Here is a 25,373-nt window from a genome sequence, read left to right on the forward strand (position 1 = left end):
TTTATCGGTATTTATTTCAGTTTACGGTTTTAAATACATAGTTGTGTACAAACAGTACTAATATTTGTGCATTCCACGAATGGCAAAAAAAAGGTTGCTAAGCAACCTTGTCTTTTTTCAAATCATCAAATTGACGGTTTAGATCGTATTTTTCGTCGGTTACGATTTTTTCAAGGGTTTCAATTCGGTCACGCATTGCCGCTACTTCACGCTCTAAGTCATTTGTTTGATTAACTTGAGCGGCAGCTTTCTTGTCTTTGCTTTTGCCTCTTGGGCCATTTACTAGCTCAACTATTGCCCAACAAACTAAAGCAACTATCGCGATGGCTGTCATATTCATGTTTTATCCCCTTTACCTTGATACGTTTAATAAAAAGTTTATGCTTATGCGTATAACAAAGCAAATAATTGACCATAATTAAAAGTCTATATTTATCAGATGGTTAAGTGGTTTTTATGAAAAGTCGATATTATGTTTTGGTGAAAATAGCCAATTTAGTGATGTAATTAACCAAAAGTAGAGAAATACAACCATTGAGTATTGAACAGGACGAATTTTGGATGCGCCACGCTTTGTCATTGGCAGATAACGCACAAGAACAAGGCGAAATTCCGGTGGGGGCGGTGTTGGTCAAAGATAATCAGATTATCGGAGAAGGGTGGAATCAATCCATTAGTTTACATGATCCTTCGGCACATGCTGAGATGATGGCACTACGCGACGCCGGTAAAAAAATGCAAAATTATCGATTAATAGACAGTTGTTTATACGTAACCCTTGAACCTTGCACTATGTGCGCAGGGTTATTGATCCACAGTCGTATAAAACGACTAGTATTCGCCGCGTCAGACTTTAAAACAGGAGCGGTAGGGAGTTTGTTCGATTTACTCAGTGATCCGCGAATGAACCATAAAGTTGAAGTAAACGCAGGGGTATTAGCTCAAGAGTGTGGAGACAAACTATCAGCTTTTTTTAAACTGCGAAGAGAACAAAAGAAATTACTGAAGCGCGAAGGAAAAGGTGACAGGTTGTTTTAACAGGCTTGTGATAACTCTTCAGTCGCCTCTATGATTTGAAAGTTTTGGCGACGTGATATGACTTTTTGATGAACTCGTTTTAATAGCTGACGCCTTCGGCTATTACTCCCTAAGCGATTTCTATTAACTGTTGTGTGACGTTTTTTCATTTTTAACTCCTAAAATATTGAATATATAGACTCGACAATTACTCACAAAGTTTCAACTAAGATAAGTTAACTTTGTTAAAAATTTATGACACTAGGATTGTTTGAAGCTAAGTCAGCAGTATTGCCTATATATTGACGATATTACTCGTTAAATAGTTAATGATAGTATCTATTTATTGCAGTCAATATTTAACCAAAATTTCCCACTTTATTGCTAATTACGATTTGCATTAAAAATGGATGGTAGGTGTATCAATGTTTGAAATGTCACTTAGAAATAAAATCACCAGTTTGCTTTTCTGTTTTGTGCTGTTTTCCTGCAGCGGCGGCTCTGATTCAATCGCTACATCAGTGGTATCGCCAGATCCTGTCACAGAGGCTCCAGAATCTCCGATTAGCTGTGTTAACGAACAATATCCTATTATAAACGTAAGTTTTGAAGGCGAAGTTGACGCTGACTTTACTGCAGCGAAAACAATTGATGCAGATACAACACCTGAATCACGGTGGTCTTCTTTGGGGACTCAACAAGCGCTTATATTTGATTTAGGTGCAATAAAGTCGATTGGCTCGCTAAAAATTAAGTGGCATCAAGGCGCACAGCGACAAGCTTACTTTAAGATAGAGACTTCAATTGACCAGAGCAGCTGGCAAAATGTATTAACTGATTCAAGTTCAAGTGGCAAACACAGTGGTTTTGAACAAGTTGACTTAACCTCGAGTAACGCGCGTTTTATAAAACTTACTGGTATGGGCAATTCAGATAATGATTGGAATAGTATCGTTGAAGTACAAGCGCATAGCTGTGAAGGCGCAGATGGAAAAATTTTAGATTCGTTTCCCAATGAATTGGGTATTGAACTTCTTGACTGGTACCTAAGCGTTCCCACTGATGAAGATAACAACGGTACTTCTGATTCAATAGACGAAAACACGCTCGCTGCAGGCTATACAAATTCTGAGTATTTTTATACCTCAGCAGATAACGGCATAGTGATGCGATCACCTAGTTACGGGTTTAAGACATCAGCGAATACCAGTTATGTACGAGTTGAACTACGGGAAATGTTACGCCGTGGCGACTCTTCAATTCGCACTCAAGGTGTTAACAAAAATAATTGGGTATTTGGATCGACATCTAATCTAACTCAGGCTAACGCCGGTGGCGTTGATGGTGAGTTGAATGTGACTCTTGCGGTAAATAAGGTCACTACAACGGGTGAAAATTATCAAATTGGACGTTTAGTTATTGGGCAAATACATGCCAATAATGATGAGCCAATTCGTTTATATTATCGAAAATTACCTAACAACAATAAAGGCTCAATTTATTTTGCCCATGAAAGCCGTGTTGAAGATAGTGATGAGGTCTATGTCGAAATGATTGGTTCAAGAAGTAACAGCGCGAGTGATCCTGGCGATGGTATTGCGCTGGATGAAAAGTTTAGTTATCGCATTAACGTGACCGCGAATTTATTAACGGTGACTATTATCCGCGAAGGAAAAGATGACGTGGAAACGTCTTTGGATATGTCAGATAGTTTGTTTGATACTCAAGATCAATATCACTACTTTAAGGTGGGGGTTTATCACCTAAATAACAGCAGCGACATCGATGAGTATGCGCAAGCGACGTTTTACGCAATTCGCAACGCCCATAATGGTTACGCAGCTAGCGAATAAATCAGGGGGTTATTATTCAGCTACTTCCGAATCATTTGCCAATGTCGAATCTTCTGGCGTTATTTCAGGTGGCGTTTCAGGCTCTAAAATTTGTGGTTGTTGTTCATCTAACCACACAAGTGTGTCGTAATAACGCCTAATGTTGTCTACGTATGCAACCGCCTCATTACCTCGTGCATAACCGTAACGAGTGGTTTTGTAATATTTTTTCTGTCGTAGCTGGAGCAGTCGTTTTTTTACGTCAACCCACATATCGGGGTTGGCGCCTTGGCGATCAGTTAATACTCTTGCGTCTTCTAAGTGGCCTAATCCCACATTGTAGGCAGCCAGTGCAAACCATAAGCGGTCAGGGTGGGTAATTCGGTCTGGTATACGCTTAAGCAGATTGGTTAAGTATTTAGCACCACCTTTAATACTTTGCTCAGGATCTAGACGCGATACTATGCCTAAGTCTTTAGCCGTCGCGAGTGTCAACATCATCATGCCACGCACGCCAGTGACCGACTTTGCATCGGGACGCCAATGGCTTTCCTGATAACTCATTGCTGCTAATAAACGCCAGTCAAGATCGTTAGAGTATTGTTCAAACCAAGGTTTGAATTTAGGCAAAATTTCTCGAGATGACCTTATAAATGCTCTGGTATCTACATAATTAAATTGTCTTACATGGCCAAAATATTTGTCTTCTAACGCGGCTAATGTGCCATTGTTTTGAATAATGCCAAAGTATTCAATTAAGGCGGCCAGTAAGGAATCATCCCGATCCTTGTTAACTGCCCAAGCTACGTCTTGTTCGGGACTAATTGAAAAACCAATTGATAGTTCAGGATAGCGGCGGCGCATTAAGGCCAGAATGTTGGAATCAGCTATGGTGTAGTCAAGTTCTTCGTTTAACACCATCTCAAGTAGTTCTTCCATGTCGGTGTCAGCCGTTTCTTGCCAACTCAGTTGCGGATCTTCTTGTTGCAACCTTAATAAAGAATCATGATGACTACTTCCCGCTGCAATCACCAATTTGCCTTTTAAGTCTTGGATGCTTCTTGGCCACTCTTTACCTTGCTTGAAGACTAATTTTTCACTGACACTTTGATAGCCTGGACCAAATTTAAATCTTTGAAATCTTTCAGGGTTAACGCTCATACCAGCCGCGATCATGTCTAAATTAGCGTCAGTTAACTGGGGAAACAAATCATCTAAATTGTAATAAGGTAAGACTTCAAGTTTTACACCAAGGTAGGCAGCAAAACCTTCGGCTAATTCATACTCAAAGCCAACGGGTCCTGTCGCACCGTTGTAATAGGTCGTGAGTCCATAGGTAGTGCCAACTTTTAATACCCCTGCTTCTAATACGTCCCCCAAGCTAGAAGAATGTTTGATGTCATTACAGCCACCAATAATCAGTATTAGAAATAAAGCGAGACCATGCTGTAAGCGAATAACTATACCCTCAATATTTAGGAAGCATTTTATATGAGATCCTATTGTGAACAAATAATAAGATTTCATCCAGTGCTTTGTGCATACCATAGTCTAACAAAACTTGACTGTTTGGTCATGCACTCCAACAAGTAAAGTTATGAAATAAAACAAATAAAACTGGAATTTTAGCTACTCTGGCGCTTATAAATTTAGATAAATTACCCTATAATCCGCGCCTTAAAATTCCTCAATCATCGATTCGTATTCTTTAACAATTTTTACGAATTCTGCTATAGGTCATGACTTTATGTTAGTGCTGCGCGGTACACCTGCTTTATCCGATTTTCGTATTGAAAAATGTCTTGCTCAATTTGCTGAAAATGTTTTGCCAGTTTCTGGTATTTACGCCGAATATGCACATTTTGTAAAGGTTTCTGAACCGCTCACTGAGCAAGAAGATTCAATATTAGCCAAGTTGTTAACTTACGGCCCAAGTATTCAAGAACACCAACCAAAAGGTACGTTGCTGTTAGTTACCCCAAGACCAGGCACAATCTCTCCTTGGTCTTCTAAGTCGACAGATATTGCTCATAACTGTGGTCTAGGTAAAGTTCAGCGCTTAGAAAGAGGTGTGGCTTATTATTTACAAGCTGAAAATCTAACTGAGGCCGAGCTCGCAACCATTAAAGCATTACTTCACGACAGAATGACTGAAGTCGTGATGTCTGATTTTCAAGCTGCAGAGTCATTGTTTGTGCAAAGTGATCCTACCGCATTGACTTCTGTCGACATGCTAAGTCAAGGTAAAACGGCATTAGAGCATGCAAACGTTAGACTCGGTTTAGCGTTAGCGGAAGATGAAGTGGATTATTTATTTGATAGTTTCAGTCAATTGGGTCGTGACCCAAATGATGTTGAATTGTATATGTTTGCACAAGCCAACTCAGAGCATTGTCGCCATAAAATTTTTAACGCAGACTGGACAATAGACGGCCAAGTTCAGCCCAAGTCATTATTTAAAATGATCAAGAATACTTATGAGCAATGCGGTGAAAATGTTCATTCAGCCTATAAAGATAATGCAGCGGTAATGGAAGGCAGTTTTGCTGGGCGATTTTTCCCTGACGCTTTAGGTAATGAATATCGATACCATCATGAAGACATCGATATTTTGATGAAAGTTGAAACCCACAATCATCCTACCGCTATCGCACCGTTTTCTGGGGCTGCCACAGGCTCTGGAGGTGAAATTCGTGATGAAGGCGCAACCGGTAGAGGTTCAAAACCTAAAGCTGGTTTAGTAGGTTTTTCAGTGTCTAACTTACGAATTCCTGGTTTTGAGCAGCCTTGGGAAACAGAATTTGGCAAACCTGCGCGTATTGTCAGTGCCTACGACATCATGATTGACGGCCCTCTTGGCGGTGCTGCGTTTAATAACGAATTTGGTCGCCCCAGCATTTTAGGATACTTTCGAACCTACGAACAAAAAGTCACAAGTTTTAACGGCGAAGAAGTGCGCGGTTACCATAAACCCATCATGCTCGCTGGTGGTTTGGGTAATATTCGAAAGTCACATATTCAAAAAGGTGAAATTACGGTTGGTGCCAAGCTTATTGCGCTAGGTGGACCAGCGATGAATATCGGTTTAGGAGGAGGCGCAGCTTCTTCTATGGCGTCCGGCCAATCTAGCGAAGACTTAGACTTTGCCTCTGTACAACGGGGAAATCCAGAAATGGAACGCCGCTGCCAAGAAGTTATCGATAAATGCTGGCAAATGGGTGAAAACAATCCTATCCAGTTTATCCATGATGTAGGGGCGGGTGGTTTGTCTAACGCGTTTCCTGAATTAGTCAGTGATGGTGGACGGGGAGGTCGTTTTGAACTCAGAAACGTGCCAAATGATGAACCTGGCATGTCCCCTTTAGAAGTCTGGTGTAATGAGTCACAGGAACGTTACGTGATGTCGGTCGCACCCGAAAACCTAGAAACCTTTGCAAATATTTGTCAACGTGAACGAGCGCCTTTTGCAGTGGTGGGTGAAGCAACTGAAGAGGAACATTTGACCCTAAGTGATCAACATTTTGAAAATAACGCCATTGATATGCCGCTGGAAGTGTTACTTGGTAAAACCCCTAAAATGCATCGAGATGTAACATCAAAGACGTTAGACGCTAAGGCAGTAGATACCAGCCTGATGAATTTATCGGACGCTGCGCAGCGAGTTTTGACTTTACCTACAGTGGCTGAAAAAACCTTTCTAATTACCATTGGAGACCGCTCAGTAACAGGGTTAGTGGCACGAGATCAAATGGTGGGTCCATGGCAAGTGCCAGTAGCTGATGTGGCAGTAACCGCTAGTGCTTTTGATACTTATCAAGGTGAAGCTATGTCAATGGGCGAGCGCACACCTATTGCTCTAATCAATTACGCAGCGTCGGCTCGAATGGCAGTCGGAGAGGCGTTAACCAATTTAGCCGCTGCGGATATTGGTGATTTAAAACGCATCAATTTATCGGCAAATTGGATGGCCGCAGCAGGTCATCCCGGAGAAGACGCAGGTCTATACGAAGCGGTTAAAGCAGTCGGTGAAGAACTTTGTCCTGCTTTGGGAATTACTATTCCTGTGGGCAAAGACTCGATGTCTATGAAAACCACTTGGCAAGATGAACAAGGAGATAAGTCGGTTACTTCGCCACTATCTTTGGTGATTACGGCCTTTGGAGCAGTTCAAGATATTCGCAAAACCTTAACACCAGAGTTGAACACCAAAGAAGCCGATAGCGAATTATTATTAATTGATTTAGGCCAAGGAAAAAATCGTCTTGGAGCATCATGTTTAGCTCAGGTGTATCAGCAACTCGGTAATCAGGCTCCAGACGTAGACTCAGCGCCAATCTTAAAAGGATTCTTCTTAGCTATTCAGCAACTAGTGAATGAAAAGCGGTTATTGGCTTATCACGACAGATCTGACGGCGGTTTGTTTACGTCTATCGTCGAGATGGCGTTTGCCGGAAAAACTGGTGTAAGTATTGATTTGGATGAGCTTAACGGCTCAGCAATCGAATTATTGTTTAATGAAGAACTTGGTGCTGTTGTACAAATAGCTAAAGCTGATAAAGAGCTGGTATTAAACGTATTTGCCAGACACGGTATCCAGCAATTAGTTCACACTATAGGTAACCTCAACAATACTGACCAGATCGAATTTAAACAAAATGGCCAGATTGTGCTTGAAAATAGCCGAGTATTTTATCGTCAAACATGGGCACAAACCACTCTGCACATGCAAAAACTCAGAGACAATCCAAGTTGCGCCGAACAAGAACACTTAGCTAAGGCAGATGTCAAAGATCCCGGTTTACATGTCAAATTAAGTTTTGACGTCACAGAAGATGTAGCTGCCCCGTTTATCTTGAAAGGTGTGGCTCCGCGTATTGCCATCTTGCGTGAGCAAGGGGTTAACTCGCATGTAGAAATGGCCGCCGCATTTGACCGTGCAGGATTCAGCGCAATCGATGTACATATGAGTGATTTATTGTCAGGGAAACAGTCGTTAGATCAGTTTAAAGGGTTAGTAGCCTGCGGTGGTTTTTCCTACGGAGACGTATTAGGTGCCGGCGAAGGTTGGGCTAAATCAATTTTGTTTAATAACCAAGCTAGAGATCAGTTTGCTGAGTTTTTTGCGCGCCAAGATTCGTTTTCTTTAGGTGTGTGTAATGGGTGTCAGATGATGTCTAATTTGAAATCGCTGATCCCTGGTGCTGATTTGTGGCCGCACTTTGTCACCAATCAATCAGAACGATTCGAAGCACGTGTTGCTATGTTAGAAGTTAAATCATCTAAATCGGTATTTTTTGACGGTATGCAGGGTTCGAGAATGCCTATTGCTGTTTCTCACGGGGAAGGGCGCGCAGAATTTGCCACTGATCAAGGTGCATCAAAAGCGTTGCAAAGTGCCGCGGTTGCGTTGCAATACGTAGATAACTTCGGAAACGTTACCCAAAGCTACCCAGCAAATCCGAACGGATCACCACTTGGCATTGCAGGATTAACCAGCAGTGATGGAAGAGCCACCATTATGATGCCGCATCCTGAAAGAGTATTTAGAACGGTCGCTAACTCTTGGCACCCTCAAGATTGGCAAGAAGACAGCCCATGGATGCGTATGTTTAGGAACGCTAGAGTTTATCTTGGGTAGATTTGAAACTTTCTCTCAAAAAAACAATCAATATCCTTATTAGTGGATATTGATATGCAGTATTTTTAGACGTTGTATTTTGTTAATGACCGGAGTGATAAGCACTCCGGTCAGCTTAAAATTCTGATAATTTCAAGTTAATAATGAAAGAAAAAATAAAATCCTTGTATATCAGTAAAATAGTGATTAATATTTAGTCACATGTTGACAGGGAGTTCGTCTTCTGCATGTTAATAAAGTGTAAATCAATATGTATTTAACAAAATTACAAATTAAAAATAATAAGAGACGCTCATGAATCGTTCAAACAAAGGTTTTGGCCTAGCTGGTGTGTTAGTCACCGTTATTTTTCTCATTGTTGCCGCTATTTTCAGCGCTTCTGCCAAATCCTCAACACTTCCGCAAATTTCCATAGATACAAACCCACACTCTCAGTCTCAAGTCCAAATAAAGAACACGCAGTAGTTTTCTGACTCAATAAAAACTATTTTCTGCGATGTAACTCGCGATTATTCGCTTTATCGTGCTGGTTCTTTTTTAGTAACACATAAACTGCACTATTGCCGCCGTGATGGGGCTGTGCAGTGTGATATGCAATGACTTCTGGCATTTGTTGCAACCATTGATGCAGATAACTTTTAATTAATGCCGGAAAGGGTTTAGAGTGCAAACCTAGTCCATGCTTAATTAATAAGGTGCGTTCGCCTTTTTTATGGCTTTCTATGATTTGAGTGAACAGTGACGTTCTAGCTTGTTCGAATTTTTTTTGTTGAAGATTTAACACAAAATCAATTTTGTATTTGCCCATTCTTAAGTTTTTAAACACACCTTGTTGTACACCGTCTAACTTAAAACTTATGTGATCGTAAGGATCTACAGGTTCAACTTTTTCAACGCTTAAATAATTATTAGTGAGGTTATGAGCAGACTCAATCGCTTGTCGTTTTAATTGCTGCGCCAAGGTATTCTTTTGTTGGCAGGTTGCCACAGTATCTGTTTGTTTGATAGGTTTTACGTCTTCCAACTCTTTTAAGAAGTCGTCTAGACCATCTTCCAATAGTTCAGTATTTCGCATTTTAGTTTCCTATTTAAAGAATACATCTAGCTTTGGCAACTTGTTATTACATTACCTGAAGAGTGAATCGCTTTTACATATTTTTATGTGGCCGTAAATATGACACACTTTATGACAGTAAATTATAAAAGTAGTTTCTATCAGGTAAAATCATGATCATAAAATATTTCGTTGTTGGGGCACTGGCCTTAATCATTGTTAGCGGATGTTCTGACGATAGTTCATCTAATACTGCAGTTAGCCCTAAAGTAGATCAATCTGCTTCGACAGAAGCCGATGTAAGGAAAACTAAAACCGAGACCACAACCATAGAAATCGGCAAGGATTATCATTCTTTCGGAAATCCAGAGTCAATCAAGGTTAAACACTTAAATTTGGATTTAACTGTAGATTTTACCAAAAAAATATTACTCGGAACCGCTCAGTTAGATTTTCAGAAAATCGATCCAAAAGCAAAACAATTGGTTTTGGACACCCGTGACTTAACCATTAATGGTGTTTCAGCAAACGGGAAACCCCTTGATTTCACAGTGGCCAAGGCCGACTCATTTTTAGGTGCGGCTCTAACAATTGATGTTCCAGCCGATGTCAATGACGTGGTAATTAGTTATCAAACTTCACCCGAAGCGTCTGGAGTTCAATGGCTCACACCTGAGCAAACTGCAGGTAAAGAACATCCGTTTTTATTTACTCAAGCTCAAGCTATTCATGCCCGTAGTTTTATTCCGTTACAGGACTCTCCACAGGTAAGAATGACTTACGATGCGACTATTCGCACACCTAAAGATTTAATCGCGGTAATGAGTGCGTCTAACGACCCTGATACCGAGCGTGACGGCATTTACGAATTTTCTATGCCACAGCCTATCCCTTCCTATTTGATTGCGTTAGCGGTGGGTGATTTATATTTTAAATCCATGGGTGAACGCACCGGAGTCTATTCCGAAAAAGGAATATTAGACGCCGCCGCCGCTGAATTTTCAGATACTGAGTCCATGCTTATCGCTACTGAAAAAGCGTTTGGACCCTATAGCTGGGATAGGTATGACTTATTGATTTTACCGCCATCGTTTCCATTCGGCGGCATGGAAAACCCTCGTTTGTCTTTTATTACGCCAACTGTGATCGCTGGGGATAAAAGCCTGGTTTCTCTTATTGCTCACGAACTAGCACATTCGTGGTCGGGCAATACAGTCACTAACGCTACTTGGCGAGACCTGTGGTTAAACGAAGGTTTTACCACCTATTTAACTTATCGAATCATGCAGATGATTTATGGTGATGAACGTTTTGAAATGGAAGCTGTATTGGGCCGTCAAGATCTACAAGCCGATGTCGATTCGTTAGCGGCGAGCGATCAGATCATGGCGATTGATTTGCGAGGCAGAGATCCTGATGTGGTATTTAGCAATATTCCTTATGAAAAAGGCGCGTTATTCTTACGTGAGTTAGAGCACAAAGTTGGCAGAGAAAATTTTGATAAATTTTTGTTGGGTTATTTCGAAAAATTTGCCTTTCAAAGCATCACCACAGAGCAGTTTGTGAGTTATTTAGAACAGACCTTACTCAAGGACCACAGTACAAAACTCTCTAAGCAAAGAATTCAACAATGGGTTTTTGAGCCTGGTATTCCTGATGAGGCTCCGGTTCCAGAATCAGATGCTTTTAGTGTGGTAGACCAGGCAAGAAACGCATGGCTAACAGGAGCGATTCAAGCAAGTGAAATTGATAGCGAAAAATGGGTTGTGCATCAATGGTTGTATTTCCTAAATAATATGCCAGATAAACTTAGCCAAGAACAATTGGCAAATTTAGACAAAGCATTTTCTTTAACCAACAGTAAAAATAATGAAATTGCCCATAGCTGGTTATTGATCAGCGTAAATAATTGGTATCAACCCGCTTTTAAACGCTTGCATCAATACCTAACGTCAATCGGCCGTAATAAGTTAGTAAAACCTCTATATAAGGCCCTTTCACAAACACCAGAAGGAAAATTAATGGCACAGAAAGCCTTTAATGAAGCCAAAGAGGCCTATCATCCGTTAACAGTTAAAGCTAATGAAGGCTTTGTTGAATAGAGATTATTAGTGGTGCAAAACGTAAAAAGCCAATCGTGATGATTGGCTTTTTACGTTTAAATTAGTTGAAAGAGGGGATTAACACACTTCTTTAAATAAAGACTCGTCAATAATAGTGCTGTCGATAATGGCTTGCGCCATTTGTACACATTTGCCGCATTGCGCGCCTGCATTCAACTTTTTCTTCAGTTGACGCATATTACCCACACCGTCTTCTAAGACAGCCTGCTTAATTGCTTTATCGGTGATGCCGTGGCACAGACAAACGTACATAAAATACCCTTATAAACTTCATGCAAATAAGAATAATTGTTATTTACATAAAGATCAACAATTAAATCCAAACTGCTGCAAGATTCCTATCGAACGAAAAACCAACACAGCTGAGTAGTGATGATCATTTCTATGGGATTTATTTTTACGCTTACTGTTGTTTTTTAACAATGTGCACTCATATGCTTGGTAGCACCTACAATCTTACTTTGGTTCACGTATTTAGGAAATTTTGCAGTGATCCATTCAATCATATAATCAGGAGAATTTAATGAGTGTATTAGTTAGTCGTCCAGCCCCAGATTTTACAGCCGCTGCGGTACTTGGAAGTGGTGAAATTGTTGACAGTTTTACGCTAAGTGAAGCCATTAAAGGTAAAAAAGCAGTATTGTTTTTCTATCCTTTAGATTTCACTTTTGTTTGTCCATCTGAGCTTATTGCTTTTGACAAACGTTATGAAGAATTTACAAAGCGTGGCGTAGAAGTAATAGGTGTTTCTATCGATTCCCAATTTAGCCACAACGCATGGCGCAATACTCCTATTAATGAAGGTGGTATTGGACCCGTTAAATATACGTTGGTTGCTGATGTTAAGCATGACATCTGTCAGGCATATGATGTTGAACATCCAGATGCAGGTGTGGCTTTCCGTGGTTCGTTCCTAATTGACGAAGAAGGCCTAGTACGTCATCAAGTAGTTAATGACTTACCTCTTGGCCGTAATATTGATGATATGTTACGTATGGTTGATGCCCTAAACTTCCACGAAGAGCACGGCGAAGTATGCCCAGCTGGTTGGACTGAAGGTTCAAAAGGTATGGTAGACAGCCCAGAAGGTGTAGCAAGTTACTTAGCTGAGAACGCTGACAACTTGTAATAATCATTCTGCTTAAACAAAAAACCGCTTCAATTTGAAGCGGTTTTCTGCTTTTTATTGAACTCAATTATGCGCTTCTAAACCACCTAAACTTTGCCATCTATTAAGTATGTAGCAAAATAGCTCTGCGGTTTTTTCAGTATCATACAAAGCTGAATGAGCTTCGTTCTGATCAAAACTAATTCCTGCCGCCATACAAGCTTTTACTAACACTGTTTGCCCAAGAGCTAAGCCTGATAGTGTTGTGGTATCAAATGAGACAAATGGATGAAAAGGGCTACGTTTAATATGACTACGCTCAATTGCAGCATTCACAAAACTTTGATCAAAAGCTGCGTTATGGGCAACAATCACCGAGCGCTGACAATCTGCCGCTTTTTGTTCTTTACGAATCTTTTTACACAGATCTTTCATCACTTCCGTTTCGTCCTGTGCGCCTCTAAGGGCGCAATAGGGATCAATACCATTGAAGTCTAAGGCGGCTTTTTCTAAATTTGCCCCTTCAAAAGGATTGACATGATAGTGAAAGGTCTTATCTGGATAGAAAAATCCGTTTTCGTCCATCTTGGTGGTGACAGCGGCTATCTCTAATAGGGCATCGTTATTGGCATTGAAACCAGCTGTTTCAACATCAATTACTACAGGAAAGTATCCCCTAAAGCGATTTTTTAACTCAAATGATTCTGACATGGAAACCTAAAAAATTTTGGTGAATCACAATTATGACAAGGTTCTTTTTGAGTAGCTAGTTTAAAAATAACGGTGCCGCATTTTTATCATTGTTAATTAGTTAAACGTTTTGTGCAATTTGTCGATATAATTGTCAGAAGCGGGGGGCTCCTAATCCATGTTGAATAAAATGTTTAAAGCAATGTTTTGTGCCATCTTAGTCGCAATGTCAGTTAATTCGGCGGCAGCATTACGTCAATATACTGCCAAAATAGAAGATTCTGATTGGCAACTGAAAGACGAAACTCGTTTGTTATGCACCTTAAGCCATAAACTTCCAGGTTATGGCGAAGCCTTGTTTAGTAGTTTTGCTTCTAAACAATTAAACATGGAATTTGAATTGGACATGTTACGTCTGCCTAAATCTTACGGGGTGGCCGCAGTGTATTCAGTACCTCCCAAATGGATGCCTGGGCAAGTTCAGCGAGCCATTGCCGACATGACAATTCGTAAACAATATGATGGCGACCTTCCCGAACAAGCCGCTTGGACTATGTTAACCGAGTTAGAAAAAGGATATTGGCCCACTATTTATTATCAAGATTGGTATAACCCCTACGATAAAGTGGCTGTAGGTTTAAACGCCAGTAATTTTGCTATTCCTTACACACAATTTGCTGAATGTGTTGCCAACCTATTGCCGTATAGTTTTCAAGACATTGCGTACACGGTGCTTAATTATGAGTTTAACAATACTAAGTTAACTAAATATTCGCAGAAACGTTTAGCTATGATTGGCGAATATTTAAAAGAAGATACTGATTTAGAATTGGTTTTGTTAGATGGATATACTGATAGTTATGGTGGTAGGGAAATCAATAAAGAAGTATCTATTCGCAGAGCCGTAGAAATAAAAGCATTTTTCAGCTCTATGGGAGTGGCTCCAGACCGTATAGAAGTCACAGGGCACGGTGAAAGACGCCATTCTTCTCCCAACATTAACGAAAGCACGCGAGCTAAAAACCGCCGCGTAGTCATAAGAATGTCAAAGCCTTAAAACCGGGTTATGAGTTTCATCTATCGTAATCTAGTTCCTGTTATTAATACACCTAAGGCTTAGATATCTAACCTTTAACTTCGGAAATGTGCTGGGTAAACAAATTCACAGCACAATCACACATTGCATCGATATGGCTGCGATCAGCATAAATACCATCTATCAATAATCGTGCTATGCCGTGCATCGTACCCCAAGTGACTTGGGATAACCGCAAAGTATCCTCGCCGCTAGGCATTAATCCTTGAGCTTGCCATTTTTTAGTCATTTCTACCTGATGATGAAAACTAGGGAAGGCCGCCTTACGTAACTCTTCGGTGGCACTGTTTTGTTTCCAAATGGTGCGACCAAACATCAAATCATATAACTCAGGGTTATCGGCAGCGTAACTAATATAACCATGAAAAAACTGCCGATACTTTTCTTGAGGCAGCAATCCTTTTTGATTAAATATAAATTCAGCGTCTTGATGCCAACGTACAAATCCTTGTTCCGCAATCGCACAAAGTAACTGATTCTTATCCTTAAAGTGGTGATAGGGGGCAGTGCGAGAAACCCCCACTTTGTCAGCCAATTTACGTAAAGATAAGCCTTCTATGCCGGTCTCTCTTAACAGAGCATTCGCGGCGTTAAGCAGGGTGCTGCGTAAATCACCATGATGATAACTGGGTTTATTTTGTTTTGTTTTCTTTGCTGTTTGTTGACTCATAACCGACTATTAATAAATTTGATAATTGTTATCTTGACAGCGTCAACATATGCTTTTATCTTGACGCTGTCTAGTTTAATTTTTTGTTAACAGTATGGGCAAAGCATACACAACATCAATATTAAACTCATAACTAATCCAAGGAGAAAAACTGTGCACAATATCGATTTATCTGCGCTAGAAACCTTAACTGTGAGTATCGAAAATCACATCGCTCATATCCAATTGAGTCGCCCAGAAGCGTTGAATAGCATGGTGCCAACCTTTTGGCGTGAACTACCTGCTGTAGTGCGAAAAATTGACGCCGAATCTCAGGCGCGAGTAATCGTTATTTCATCACAAGGTAAACACTTTAGTGCCGGTATGGATTTATCTGTGTTCACTAATATGGCCAAAGACTTTCAAGGTGAGCCAGCTCGTCGTGCTGAACGTACTCGCAGATTAGTGTTGGAGTTACAAGACAGCTTTAACGCCCTTGAAGAAGTACGTATGCCGGTTTTAGTAGCAGTTCAAGGCGGCGTGATTGGTGGGGCGGTAGATATGATATGCGCGGCAGATAGCCGTTATTGTACTCAAGATGCCTATTTTACTATTAAAGAAACCGAATTAGGCATGACTGCCGATGTAGGCACTTTGCAACGTTTACCGCATTTAATGCCTCAAGGTTTAATTCGCGAGTTAGCTTATACAGGTCGTAATATGCTCAGTGACGAAGCCAAACAATGTGGCTTTGTTAACCAGGTATTTGCCGATCAACAAGCCATGCTTGAAGGTGTCATGAAAATTGCTGCCAGAATAGCGATGCACTCTCCAATGGCTGTAGCGGGATGTAAAGAAATGATCAATTACACCCGTGATCACAATGTTTCAGACAGTTTAACCTATATGGCAACTTGGCAAAGTGGCATGTTCCAAATGCCAGACGTTCAAGAGGCAATGGCAGCAGGGCAACAGAAACGCTTACCTGTATATGCCGACCTACATAAAAAATCTTCTGGCATGTAAGTCAGTAAAATCAAAATATAACGAATTCGAGTAATAGGAAATATATATGACTGCCAATACCGCACTAGCTCAAGGTTATGAAAAATACCCACATCTACTTAAACCTCTAGATTTAGGGTTTACTCAGCTTAAAAATCGCGTATTAATGGGCTCCATGCACACCGGTTTAGAAGAAGCGCCTAACGGCCACGTGCGTATGGCTGCTTATTTTGCCGAGCGAGCGAAAGGGGGAGTTGGCCTGATTGTTACCGGTGGAATCGGCCCAAATGACGAAGGTGCTACCCACAAAGATACCAAACGTTTAGACACAGACAAAGCTATAGCAGATCATAAAACGATTACCGACGCCGTACATGAGCATGGCGGCAAAATCTGTATGCAAATATTACATACTGGTCGTTATGCTTATAATCCAGCCCTAGTCGCACCATCAGCAGTACAGGCTCCAATTAACCCGTTTAAACCCAAAGCCCTTGATGAACAAGGCATCGAAAAGCAAATTCAAGACTTTATCGATACCTCAGTTCAAGCTCAGAAGGCTGGCTACGATGGTGTGGAAATAATGGGGTCAGAAGGTTATTTCCTCAATCAATTTATTGCTGCGCGAACTAATCATCGAGATGACGAGTGGGGCGGTTCATATCAAAATCGTATCCGTTTACCTTTAGAAGTAGTACGCCGAGTGCGAGAAGCTGTTGGTGAGCATTTCATTATTATTTACCGTTTATCTATGTTGGACTTAGTAGAAGGCGGGTCAACTTACGATGAAGTGGTCGAGTTAGGCCAAGCTATCGAAAAAGCCGGCGCTACTATTATCAACACTGGTATTGGATGGCATGAAGCGCGTATTCCAACTATTGCGACTAAAGTACCACGAGCTGCTTTTACTTGGGTAACCGCTAAATTTAGACAAGCTTTGTCTATTCCTGTGATTACCTCAAACCGAATCAATACCCCTGAAGTGGCTGAAGAAGTGTTAGCTCGAGGTGATGCTGATATGGTATCAATGGCCAGACCGTTTTTGGCCGACCCTGAGTTTGTCGTGAAAGCTATGGAAGACCGCTCAGACGAAATCAATACCTGTATCGGTTGTAACCAGGCCTGTTTAGATCACGTATTCGAAGGAAAAATGAGTAGCTGTTTAGTGAACCCTCGCGCCTGTCACGAAACTGAACTGTTAATTACGCCTAGTACTCAGGTTAAAAACATCGCAGTAGTAGGCGCAGGACCGGCTGGTTTGGCTGCAGCAACTACCGCGGCGCAGCGTGGTCATAAGGTGACTATTTTTGATTCTGCAAGTGAATTAGGTGGGCAATTTAATATAGCCAAACAAATTCCAGGTAAAGAAGAGTTTTACGAAACCCTGAGATACTACGCACGTCAGCTTGAATTACATAAGGTATCAGTCAAACTGAACACCCGCGTTGATGTCAACGAACTTAACAACAGTGAATTTGATGAAGTCGTCATTGCAACAGGTATTGCACCGCGCACGCCACCTATTGAAGGCATAGATCACCAAAAAGTCTTGAGTTACATCGATGTTATTGTAGATAAAAAGCCTGTTGGTAAAAAAGTCGCCATTATAGGTGCTGGTGGAATTGGTTTTGATGTCTCTGAGTATTTATCCCATGCCGGCGAGTCTACCAGTCAAAATATCCCAGCCTTTATGAAAGAATGGGGAATTGACATGACCTTTGGTTCACGCGGCGGTATTGAAGGTGTTAAACCCGCACCAGAAGCCTCGCCTAGAGAAATCTTTTTACTGCAACGTAAAACCACCAAAGTAGGAGCAGGTTTAGGTAAAACCACTGGTTGGGCTCACAGAGCAGGACTACTCAGTAAAGGTGTAAGCATGTTAGCTGGAGTCGAATACCTTAAAATTGACGACGCAGGCTTACATATTAAGGTTAATGATCAAGTACAAGTGCTTGATGTAGATAATGTCATTGTTTGCGCCGGACAAGAGCCACTAAGAGAGTTAGTTGACGGTTTAAGCAAACCTCATCACCTAATCGGTGGAGCAGATGTCGCTTCAGAACTTGATGCAAAGCGAGCTATTAAACAAGGCACAAAATTAGCTGCTGAACTGTAGCATGTAAATGTCAATAGCTAGGTGCAAGCCGACTCAATGAGTCGGCTTTTTTATGGGCTTTTATTTTCATAGCGTTGCAATGACATGGTATTAAAATTACCCAAATAGTTAGCGCAATAAGTTGTTTTAATAAAGAAAGTTAATTATTGTCTATTGGCTTAAATCTAAGCGGCTGCCTTTTAGTGGTAGTTGCAATAATTAAAAGGATAAACGGATGTTCAAAAGACCATTTTTTATTGGCGCAGTATTAAGTATTACGCTGGTCGCATCACCTTTGGCTTTTGCCAAAGCAAAGTTTGATAAAGTATCCGAAGTTGAAGGGATCAGTGAATATAATCTCGACAATGGCTTACGTGTTTTATTATTCCCTGACCAAACTAAAGAAACTGTAACAGTCAACGTTACTTATCATGTGGGGTCAAAGCATGAAAACTATGGTGAAACTGGCATGGCTCACTTGCTGGAGCACTTAGTGTTTAAAGGTAGTCCAAAACATAAAGACATCCCAGCGGAATTAAGCTCTCATGGTGCTCGCCCAAATGGCACTACTTGGACAGACCGTACCAACTATTTTGAAACTTTTGCTGCCAATGAAAAAAACATCAATTGGGCTTTGAGCATGGAATCAGATCGAATGGTGAATTCCTTTATTGCCAAAAAAGATCTTGATAGTGAAATGACAGTCGTTAGAAACGAGTTTGAACGAGGTGAAAATAGCCCGTTTCGCATTACCTTACAAAAAATGGCTGCCTCAGCTTACATGTGGCACAACTATGGAAAGTCCACCATAGGCGCAAAAGCCGATCTTGAAAATGTGCCTATCGACAGACTAAAAGCATTTTATAAAATGTACTACCAACCAGACAACGCGACTTTAATAGTGGCAGGTAAGTTTGTTGAAGCCGAAATGCTGGAATTAGTGAATAAATACTTTGCGCCTATTCCAAAGCCAGACAGAGTGATTAGGCCTTTATACACAGCTGAGCCAGCCCAAGATGGCGAAAAAAGTGTCACCATAAGGCGAGTAGGCGACGTTCAAATGACAGGCGCCGCTTATCATATTCCTGCAGGCTCTCATGAAGATTACGCAGCCATTGATGTACTGAGTCAAATTTTAGGCGACACCCCAAGTGGGCGCTTACATAAAGCATTAGTAGAACAAAAACTAGCCAGTCGTGTGTTTGGCTTTAACTTTCAGTGGCAAGAACCCGGTTTAGCAATTTATTTTGCTGAAGTGGATAAAAAAGCGGATATAACTAAAGCCTCTGACGCCATGGTTACTGTGCTTGAGGATTTAAATAACCAGCCTATTACCGATGCAGAAGTGGAACGAGCCAAACGTACTCTATTGAAAAACATTGAGTTATCTTTTAACTCGTCAGAGCGTATCGCATTAAACCTAAGTGAATGGCTAGGAATGGGAGATTGGCGCTTATACTTTCTACACCGTGACAGAATTGAACAGGTGAATACCGCAGACGTACAACGCGCAGCCAATCGCTATTTGCAACGAAATAACCGTACTGCTGGGCATTTTATTCCTACAGATACACCAGATCGTGTTGAAATTCCCGCCGTCGCTAGTGTAAATGACATGGTAAAAGACTACAAAGGTCGCGCAAAAATTGCCGCCGGTGAAGTATTCGAACCCAGCTTCGAAAACATAGACTCACGTACTGTTGAAACTGAGTTAAGCAATGGTACCGAACTATCTTTATTGTCTAAAAAGACCCGTGGTGGATCTGTAGTGGCCTCTATTAAGATGAGTCTGGGTACTGAGGAAAGTTTGCAAGATATTGGTATTGTTGGCAATGCTACTAGCGCTATGTTGATGCGAGGTACCAGTGAATTATCTCGTCAAGAAATTCAGGACGAGTTTGATAAGTTAAAAGCGCAGGTTTCATTGGCAGGAGGTACAGATTGGTTGGTGGCTAATATCACTACGACAAAAGAAAACTTGTCGTCGGCACTGACACTTATGCACAAAGTGTTGAGCGATCCTGGTTTTGATAAAACAGAATTTGAACAATACAAATCAACATTAAAGGTTGATATTGAAAAAAATCTACAAGATCCCCAACGACTAGCATTTAACGAATACGGTCGTAAACAAAATCCTTATAAGAATGGTCATCCCCATTATCAGCGTACTTTCCAAGAAAGCTTAGACGCTCTAAATGATCTTAAATTAACTGACTTATCCGCTTTTCATCAATCATTTTATGGCGGCAATCACATGAAAATTGGCGTTGTGGGAGATTTCGATCAAAACCAAATCAAATCAGTGTTAGAAAGCCTATTCGGTGATTGGGTTGCGAAAAGTACCTATGAGCGGGTTCCAGACACATACCAAAACGTCACTGCCAGCCCTAGCAATTTTGATACACCAGATAAAGAAAACGCGACTTTTGTGGCTGCCATTATGCTTCCTGTTGGTGAAAACAGTGAAGACGCACCGGCATTAGAGTTAGGAAACTATATCTTTGGTGGTGGCTTCTTAAACAGTCGCTTAGCCACAAGGTTAAGACAAAAAGACGGGTTAAGTTATGGTGCAGGTTCGTTTATTAATATGAATTCACGGGACCAGAAAGCCACTATGGGGGCTTACGCCATTTGTGCACCGCAAAACTTAAGCAAAGTCGAAAATGGTTTCAAGGAAGAGCTACTTCGCTTGTTAAAGGATGGCTTTACTGAAGAAGAAATTGAAAGTGCTAAATCTGGACTGTTGCAGGGTAAAAAAGTGAGTCGTGCACAAGACAGAGAGTTGGTAGGTACCTTACGTCGAAATTTAGCCGTTGACAGAACAATGCAGTGGTATAAAGCTTATGAGGCAAAACTTGATGCACTCACTGCTGAAGATGTCAATCGTGTGATGAACAAGTATCTTAAACTTGAAAACTTCTCAATTATTAAAGCGGGTGATATGAGTAAAGTGGAAGGTTAACTTAACTATACTTTATTGAATGAATTGCAAAGCGCCCATTTTAATGGGCGCTTTTTTCTATCTCTTAAGACAATGTGGCTAACGCCTCTCCCGAATATTGCTCAAGTTTATCTATATCACCTTGGCGAATTTTGTTGGCCCAATTGGGATCTTGCAATATAGCGCGTCCAACGGCCACCAAATCAAACTCACCTTTATCTAGGCGTTCGATTAAATCGTCAATTGAGCGTGTGCTCGATCCTTCGCCTGCAAACGCGCCAAAGAAATCACCATTTAAGCCTACCGAGCCAACTGTGATAGTCGGTTTGCCGATGAGTTTTTTGGTCCAGCCAGCAAGGTTAAGATCAGAGCCTTCAAATTCTGGCTCCCAGTAACGTCTGGTAGAACAATGAAAAATATCCACACCGGCGTCACTTAGTGGCGTTAAAAACTCTTCTAATATTTGTGGTGTTTCTGCTAAACGTGCAGTGTAGTCTTGTTGTTTCCACTGTGAATAGCGTAAAACGATTGGGAAATCAGGGCCGGTTTTAGCGCGAATCGCTTTGACAATTTCTACTGCGAAACGACCACGGTTAGCCATGCTGCCACCCCATTCATCGGTGCGCAAATTAGTTCCACTCCAAAAAAACTGGTCCACCAAATAGCCGTGGGCGCCGTGGATTTCAATACCGTCAAAACCGACACGTTTTGCATCTGCAGCGGCGTCAGCAAAACCTTCAATTAACTGATGAATTTGCGCCACTGTTAGTGGTTCTGAAACCTGTTTACCGGGTGCCAATAAACCTGATGGTCCCACGCTAGGTAATTCAGGGTGGGGGGCTTTGCTTGGGTTACGCGCCATACCAACGTGCCATAACTGAGGCATAATTTTGCCGCCAGCAGCGTGCACTTGTTGTACTACATTTTCCCAACCTGCAAGTGGTTGTTGACCATGTATTTGCGGAATTTTACCGTCCATAGTGGCCACAGGATCATTAATTGTGGTGCCTTCTGTTATGATTAAACCTGTTCCGCCTTCTGCGCGGCGGCGATAATAACCGGCTACATCTTCAGTAGGAATACCATCTGGAGAGAAGCTACGTGTCATCGGTGCCATGGCTATTCTGTTTTTAAGTGACAAGCTTTTTAAACTAAAAGGCTTAAAAAGTGAGTCTACATTTTTACTCATTTAGGTTTCCTTAAATTGACTGAGATTCTAAAAACAGTTGGTTTTGCCGTTGCTAAACAGATAAAAACCAATACTGCTTAAGAATCGTTATTTGGATTGTTCTTAGTGAGGTCTGGCCACACAAATTTTTCAGTAGATTGCTCAAGTGCGTCATTGGATGAATTGTGAACCGTAGTCAAATATAACTGTTCGACTTTTTCTCTGGCCCAAGGGGTTTTGCGCAAAAACTTTAAGCTCGACTTAATTGACGGGTCTTTAGTAAAACAATTGATTTTGACCTCTTGCCCCATTCTTTCAAAGCCAAGTTGTTTCTCCAAAGTTTCGAGAATAGTTTGTAATGTTAGGCCATGTAGGGGGTTATTTTGTTGTTTAGTCATAGGTCTTTCTTTATTTGCTGGGCATTTTCGGCGTTATTTTATGAGCTATTTCAACGCGCCATTCACCGCCTGATTGGATATCGAATTTAGCAGCAAAGTTAGCTTGGTTAAGTGCTAAGGCTAAGTTTTCTAAACTATTCACATAAAGTAATGGCTGACCTTCTTCGACACCTGCAAACGAGCGTTCAAAGCTGATTGGCCCAGACATAACATTTTTATTGCCTTTGGATATCTTAACCGTAAAGTTTTGCGAATACAGTGGCGCGTAGTGTTCGGACTGCATTAGCGACAGTAAAAACGACATGGGGATATTAGTCCAAACATTGCCATAGGCTGGGTCTAAAATGGGGATCCCACCTACCAATGTGTCACCCTCAATGCGCGGCGTTTCAAAGGGAATACTGGTGACTTCCGGTTTGAGCCTTGGACCCACTTGTTCAAAATTAATAGCGCCTGCTGCTAAACGTGCGCCTGTGTAGGCGTAAACATCTCGGCCATGAAAAGTGTGGGACGCTTCACTGCCTGCGAGACGATTGACCTTTTCGTCTATTTGACGTATTTCGGCAATACCTAACCTTTGAGCCACTAAGGTTAAGGTGCCATTGTCTGGGGTAACAAAGTAATGATTACTTTGGGTTTTAAGTACGACTGATTTGCGATCACTGCCTACTCCAGGATCAACAACAGAAACAAATACTGTATGTTGCGGCCAAAAATCGGCAACTGCATCTAACCTGTATGCGCCTTCCCAAATATTGTAAGGGGGAATATTGTGAGTTAGGTCTTCAACTTTTAAGTTTTTATCTACCCCTAAAGCCACACCGTGCATCGCTGAAACTGCTTGGTCGTTCAAACCAAAATCGGATTGAAAAACCACTATGCCATTGCCGCTTGCAAAGGCTATCTGAGAAACTTGTATGGATAAGGTCACTACAATCAGGCTAATTATTTTATGAACTGACATAAGGCTCTCGTTTGTTTCAGTTGAATAAGTATTGTGTTCTGAAAAACAGTGGAAAAAAAGCCCTGATTAACAGGGCTTTTATTTAATATTTTTATAGATAGCTATTATGCGAAGTTTGCTGCTGCAAAATCCCAGTTAGCTAGTGCCCAAAAACCTTCTAGGTACTTAGGACGCACATTGCGGTAATCAATGTAATAAGCGTGTTCCCATAAATCTACAGTCAGTAGTGGGGTTAAGCTTGCATCAGTTAAAGGAGTAGCCGCATTGCTAGTGTTAACTATGTCTAAGCTGCCGTCAGCTGTTTTAACTAACCAAGTCCAGCTTGAACCAAAGTTGTTGACTGCTTTGTCGTTCAATGCTGCTTTGAAGTCTGCAAATGAACCCCATTTAGCATTAATGGCAGCTGCTAGCGCACCAGTGGGTTCGCCGCCGCCATTTGGGCTTAAGCTGTTCCAGTAAAATGTATGGTTCCAGATTTGTGCTGCATTGTTAAATACGCCGCCTTCAGAACTCTTAACGATTTCTTCAAGGCTTTTACTCGCCATGTCTGTACCTTCAACTAAACCGTTTAATTTAGTCACGTAGGTAGCATGGTGTTTACCGTAATGGTATTCCAAAGTTTCGGCAGAGATATGCGGTTCTAACGCGTTTTTTTCATAAGGAAGAGCGGGTAATTCAAAAGCCATGTTGTTTCTCCGTAAAGGGTGGGTGTATTTAAGTTCTGAATTTGTAAATGCTAGTACTTTATATCGCAATGTAAAAGCACTGCTTTGTTATTTGTTAAAACTAAATTTTTGAATACACAGATATTGCGACTTGATATTGTTTTTCAAGGGTAAATTTAGTTTATTCATCTAAATTAGAAAGATTCAATTGATTAAAACTGTCTAACAATAATTCAGTAGAGTATTAATCATTAGTTGAAAACGTTAAACTTGTCGCCAGATCACCAGTAACCAAATTTAAGAGAGAGCCGCTATGGACACGATTGAAAAAATTAAACAACAAATTGAAGAAAACCCTATTCTTTTATACATGAAAGGCTCGCCCAAATTACCTAACTGTGGTTTTTCAGCTCAAGCTACTCAGGCACTCATGTCTTGTGGTGAGCAATTTGCTTATGTTGATATTCTACAAAATCCTGATATCCGCGCAGAGTTACCTAAATACGCGGATTGGCCCACTTTTCCTCAGCTATGGGTTGAAGGTGAGTTAGTAGGTGGCTGTGACATTATTATGGAAATGGCACAACAAGGAGAGTTGCAAACATTAATCAAAGAATCCGCAGCCAAAAGAGCGGATGAAAGTAGCGCTGAATAAAGGCGATAACCAATACAAAAATAGAGCGTATTGCGCTAATGCTGTTCACTTAAGGTGAACAGCAGGTTTTTTTGATGGAACGCCAGTCGGTCTGTTTAACATTGGATTCCCGATAAAAGCATTCGGGAATGACAAGAGGGGATTCCCGATAAAAGCATTCGGGAATGACAAGGGGGGGATTACCGATAAAAGCATTCGAGAATTACAAGGGAGATTGCCGCCATTCCGGCAGCCTTCAATGCCTTCCCACACACTCGTCATATATGGACCCA

Annotated in this window: 22 protein-coding genes; 11 read left to right on the forward strand and 11 right to left on the reverse strand. The window is 41.2% G+C overall.

All coding sequences use genetic code 11. The features are described from left to right. Window positions 1-97: 97 nt before the first annotated feature. Window positions 98-340, reverse strand: a complete 243-nt coding sequence (locus KO534_RS17565; RefSeq protein WP_215931557.1) for a hypothetical protein — start codon at window positions 338-340, stop codon at window positions 98-100. 194 nt (window positions 341-534) lie between these two features. Here KO534_RS17565 and tadA point away from each other — a divergent pair, with 194 nt between their 5' ends. Next, the gene (tadA, locus tag KO534_RS17570; RefSeq protein ID WP_215931559.1) at window positions 535-1,038 is read left to right on the forward strand and encodes a tRNA adenosine(34) deaminase TadA; all 504 of its coding nucleotides are present in this window, start codon (window positions 535-537) and stop codon (window positions 1,036-1,038) included. Here tadA and KO534_RS17575 read toward each other — a convergent pair. Continuing rightward, on the reverse strand, window positions 1,035-1,187 hold the full coding sequence (locus KO534_RS17575; RefSeq protein WP_215931561.1) for a hypothetical protein: 153 nt from the start codon (window positions 1,185-1,187) through the stop codon (window positions 1,035-1,037). The two genes, tadA and KO534_RS17575, sit on opposite strands and share 4 nt — an antisense overlap. A 255-nt stretch (window positions 1,188-1,442) precedes the next feature. Here KO534_RS17575 and KO534_RS17580 point away from each other — a divergent pair, with 255 nt between their 5' ends. After that, complete coding sequence (locus KO534_RS17580; RefSeq protein WP_252732249.1) at window positions 1,443-2,870, forward strand: polysaccharide lyase family 7 protein; 1,428 nt, start codon at window positions 1,443-1,445, stop codon at window positions 2,868-2,870. A 12-nt stretch (window positions 2,871-2,882) separates the two neighbouring features. Here KO534_RS17580 and mltF read toward each other — a convergent pair whose 3' ends face one another. Continuing rightward, the gene (gene mltF / locus KO534_RS17585; protein WP_289849147.1) at window positions 2,883-4,376 is read right to left on the reverse strand and encodes a membrane-bound lytic murein transglycosylase MltF; all 1,494 of its coding nucleotides are present in this window, start codon (window positions 4,374-4,376) and stop codon (window positions 2,883-2,885) included. Between the two features lie 220 nt (window positions 4,377-4,596). Here mltF and purL point away from each other — a divergent pair, with 220 nt between their 5' ends. Then, complete coding sequence (gene purL / locus KO534_RS17590; protein ID WP_215931565.1) at window positions 4,597-8,487, forward strand: phosphoribosylformylglycinamidine synthase; 3,891 nt, start codon at window positions 4,597-4,599, stop codon at window positions 8,485-8,487. Window positions 8,488-8,781: 294 nt separating this feature from the next. Continuing rightward, entirely contained in the window at window positions 8,782-8,952 is a 171-nt protein-coding gene (locus KO534_RS17595; RefSeq protein ID WP_215931568.1) for a hypothetical protein, read from the forward strand. Window positions 8,953-8,971: 19 nt separating this feature from the next. Here KO534_RS17595 and smrA read toward each other — a convergent pair whose 3' ends face one another. Continuing rightward, the gene (gene smrA / locus KO534_RS17600; RefSeq protein WP_215931570.1) at window positions 8,972-9,562 is read right to left on the reverse strand and encodes a DNA endonuclease SmrA; all 591 of its coding nucleotides are present in this window, start codon (window positions 9,560-9,562) and stop codon (window positions 8,972-8,974) included. A 152-nt stretch (window positions 9,563-9,714) separates the two neighbouring features. Between smrA and KO534_RS17605 the strand changes: the two genes are divergently transcribed. After that, window positions 9,715-11,643, forward strand: a complete 1,929-nt coding sequence (locus KO534_RS17605) for a M1 family metallopeptidase (protein ID WP_215931572.1) — start codon at window positions 9,715-9,717, stop codon at window positions 11,641-11,643. A gap of 78 nt (window positions 11,644-11,721) precedes the next feature. Here KO534_RS17605 and KO534_RS17610 read toward each other — a convergent pair whose 3' ends face one another. Beyond that, window positions 11,722-11,916, reverse strand: a complete 195-nt coding sequence (locus tag KO534_RS17610) for a (2Fe-2S)-binding protein (protein ID WP_215931574.1) — start codon at window positions 11,914-11,916, stop codon at window positions 11,722-11,724. A gap of 271 nt (window positions 11,917-12,187) precedes the next feature. Here KO534_RS17610 and KO534_RS17615 point away from each other — a divergent pair, with 271 nt between their 5' ends. Next, window positions 12,188-12,793 (forward strand): peroxiredoxin C, encoded by a 606-nt coding sequence (locus KO534_RS17615; RefSeq protein WP_215931576.1) that lies wholly within the window; start codon window positions 12,188-12,190, stop codon window positions 12,791-12,793. Window positions 12,794-12,856: 63 nt separating this feature from the next. Here KO534_RS17615 and rnt read toward each other — a convergent pair whose 3' ends face one another. Beyond that, complete coding sequence (gene rnt / locus KO534_RS17620; RefSeq protein WP_215931578.1) at window positions 12,857-13,483, reverse strand: ribonuclease T; 627 nt, start codon at window positions 13,481-13,483, stop codon at window positions 12,857-12,859. 181 nt (window positions 13,484-13,664) lie between these two features. Here rnt and KO534_RS17625 point away from each other — a divergent pair, with 181 nt between their 5' ends. Continuing rightward, window positions 13,665-14,519 (forward strand): flagellar protein MotY, encoded by an 855-nt coding sequence (locus KO534_RS17625; protein ID WP_436836592.1) that lies wholly within the window; start codon window positions 13,665-13,667, stop codon window positions 14,517-14,519. A 67-nt stretch (window positions 14,520-14,586) separates the two neighbouring features. Here KO534_RS17625 and KO534_RS17630 read toward each other — a convergent pair whose 3' ends face one another. After that, entirely contained in the window at window positions 14,587-15,228 is a 642-nt protein-coding gene (locus tag KO534_RS17630; protein WP_215931583.1) for a TetR/AcrR family transcriptional regulator, read from the reverse strand. A 153-nt stretch (window positions 15,229-15,381) separates the two neighbouring features. Here KO534_RS17630 and KO534_RS17635 point away from each other — a divergent pair, with 153 nt between their 5' ends. The 3 genes from KO534_RS17635 to KO534_RS17645 all read left to right on the forward strand — a co-directional run bounded on the left by KO534_RS17635 (window position 15,382) and on the right by KO534_RS17645 (window position 21,272). Then, window positions 15,382-16,233: a crotonase/enoyl-CoA hydratase family protein gene (locus tag KO534_RS17635; RefSeq protein ID WP_215931586.1), complete on the forward strand. Its 852-nt coding sequence runs from the start codon at window positions 15,382-15,384 to the stop codon at window positions 16,231-16,233. A gap of 46 nt (window positions 16,234-16,279) precedes the next feature. Further along, on the forward strand, window positions 16,280-18,328 hold the full coding sequence (locus KO534_RS17640; protein ID WP_215931588.1) for an NADPH-dependent 2,4-dienoyl-CoA reductase: 2,049 nt from the start codon (window positions 16,280-16,282) through the stop codon (window positions 18,326-18,328). A 214-nt stretch (window positions 18,329-18,542) separates the two neighbouring features. Continuing rightward, a complete protein-coding gene (locus KO534_RS17645; protein WP_215931590.1) occupies window positions 18,543-21,272 on the forward strand; it encodes a M16 family metallopeptidase in 2,730 nt (909 codons plus the stop codon). Window positions 21,273-21,336: 64 nt separating this feature from the next. Here KO534_RS17645 and KO534_RS17650 read toward each other — a convergent pair whose 3' ends face one another. The 4 genes from KO534_RS17650 to KO534_RS17665 all read right to left on the reverse strand — a co-directional run bounded on the left by KO534_RS17650 (window position 21,337) and on the right by KO534_RS17665 (window position 24,467). Beyond that, window positions 21,337-22,440 carry an NADH:flavin oxidoreductase gene (locus KO534_RS17650; RefSeq protein ID WP_215931592.1) on the reverse strand — a complete coding sequence of 368 codons (1,104 nt, stop codon included), beginning with the start codon at window positions 22,438-22,440 and terminating at the stop codon, window positions 21,337-21,339. A 77-nt stretch (window positions 22,441-22,517) separates the two neighbouring features. After that, entirely contained in the window at window positions 22,518-22,817 is a 300-nt protein-coding gene (locus KO534_RS17655; protein WP_215931594.1) for a VF530 family DNA-binding protein, read from the reverse strand. Between the two features lie 10 nt (window positions 22,818-22,827). Continuing rightward, window positions 22,828-23,781, reverse strand: coding sequence for an SAM hydrolase/SAM-dependent halogenase family protein (locus KO534_RS17660; RefSeq protein WP_215931596.1), 954 nt, complete (start codon window positions 23,779-23,781; stop codon window positions 22,828-22,830). Window positions 23,782-23,885: 104 nt separating this feature from the next. Beyond that, a complete protein-coding gene (locus tag KO534_RS17665; protein ID WP_215931597.1) occupies window positions 23,886-24,467 on the reverse strand; it encodes a Fe-Mn family superoxide dismutase in 582 nt (193 codons plus the stop codon). Between the two features lie 292 nt (window positions 24,468-24,759). Between KO534_RS17665 and KO534_RS17670 the strand changes: the two genes are divergently transcribed. Beyond that, window positions 24,760-25,101, forward strand: a complete 342-nt coding sequence (locus KO534_RS17670) for a Grx4 family monothiol glutaredoxin (protein ID WP_215931598.1) — start codon at window positions 24,760-24,762, stop codon at window positions 25,099-25,101. Window positions 25,102-25,373: the final 272 nt, after the last annotated feature.

This window comes from Paraglaciecola arctica (assembly GCF_018861065.1).
Taxonomy (GTDB): domain Bacteria; phylum Pseudomonadota; class Gammaproteobacteria; order Enterobacterales; family Alteromonadaceae; genus Paraglaciecola; species Paraglaciecola arctica_B.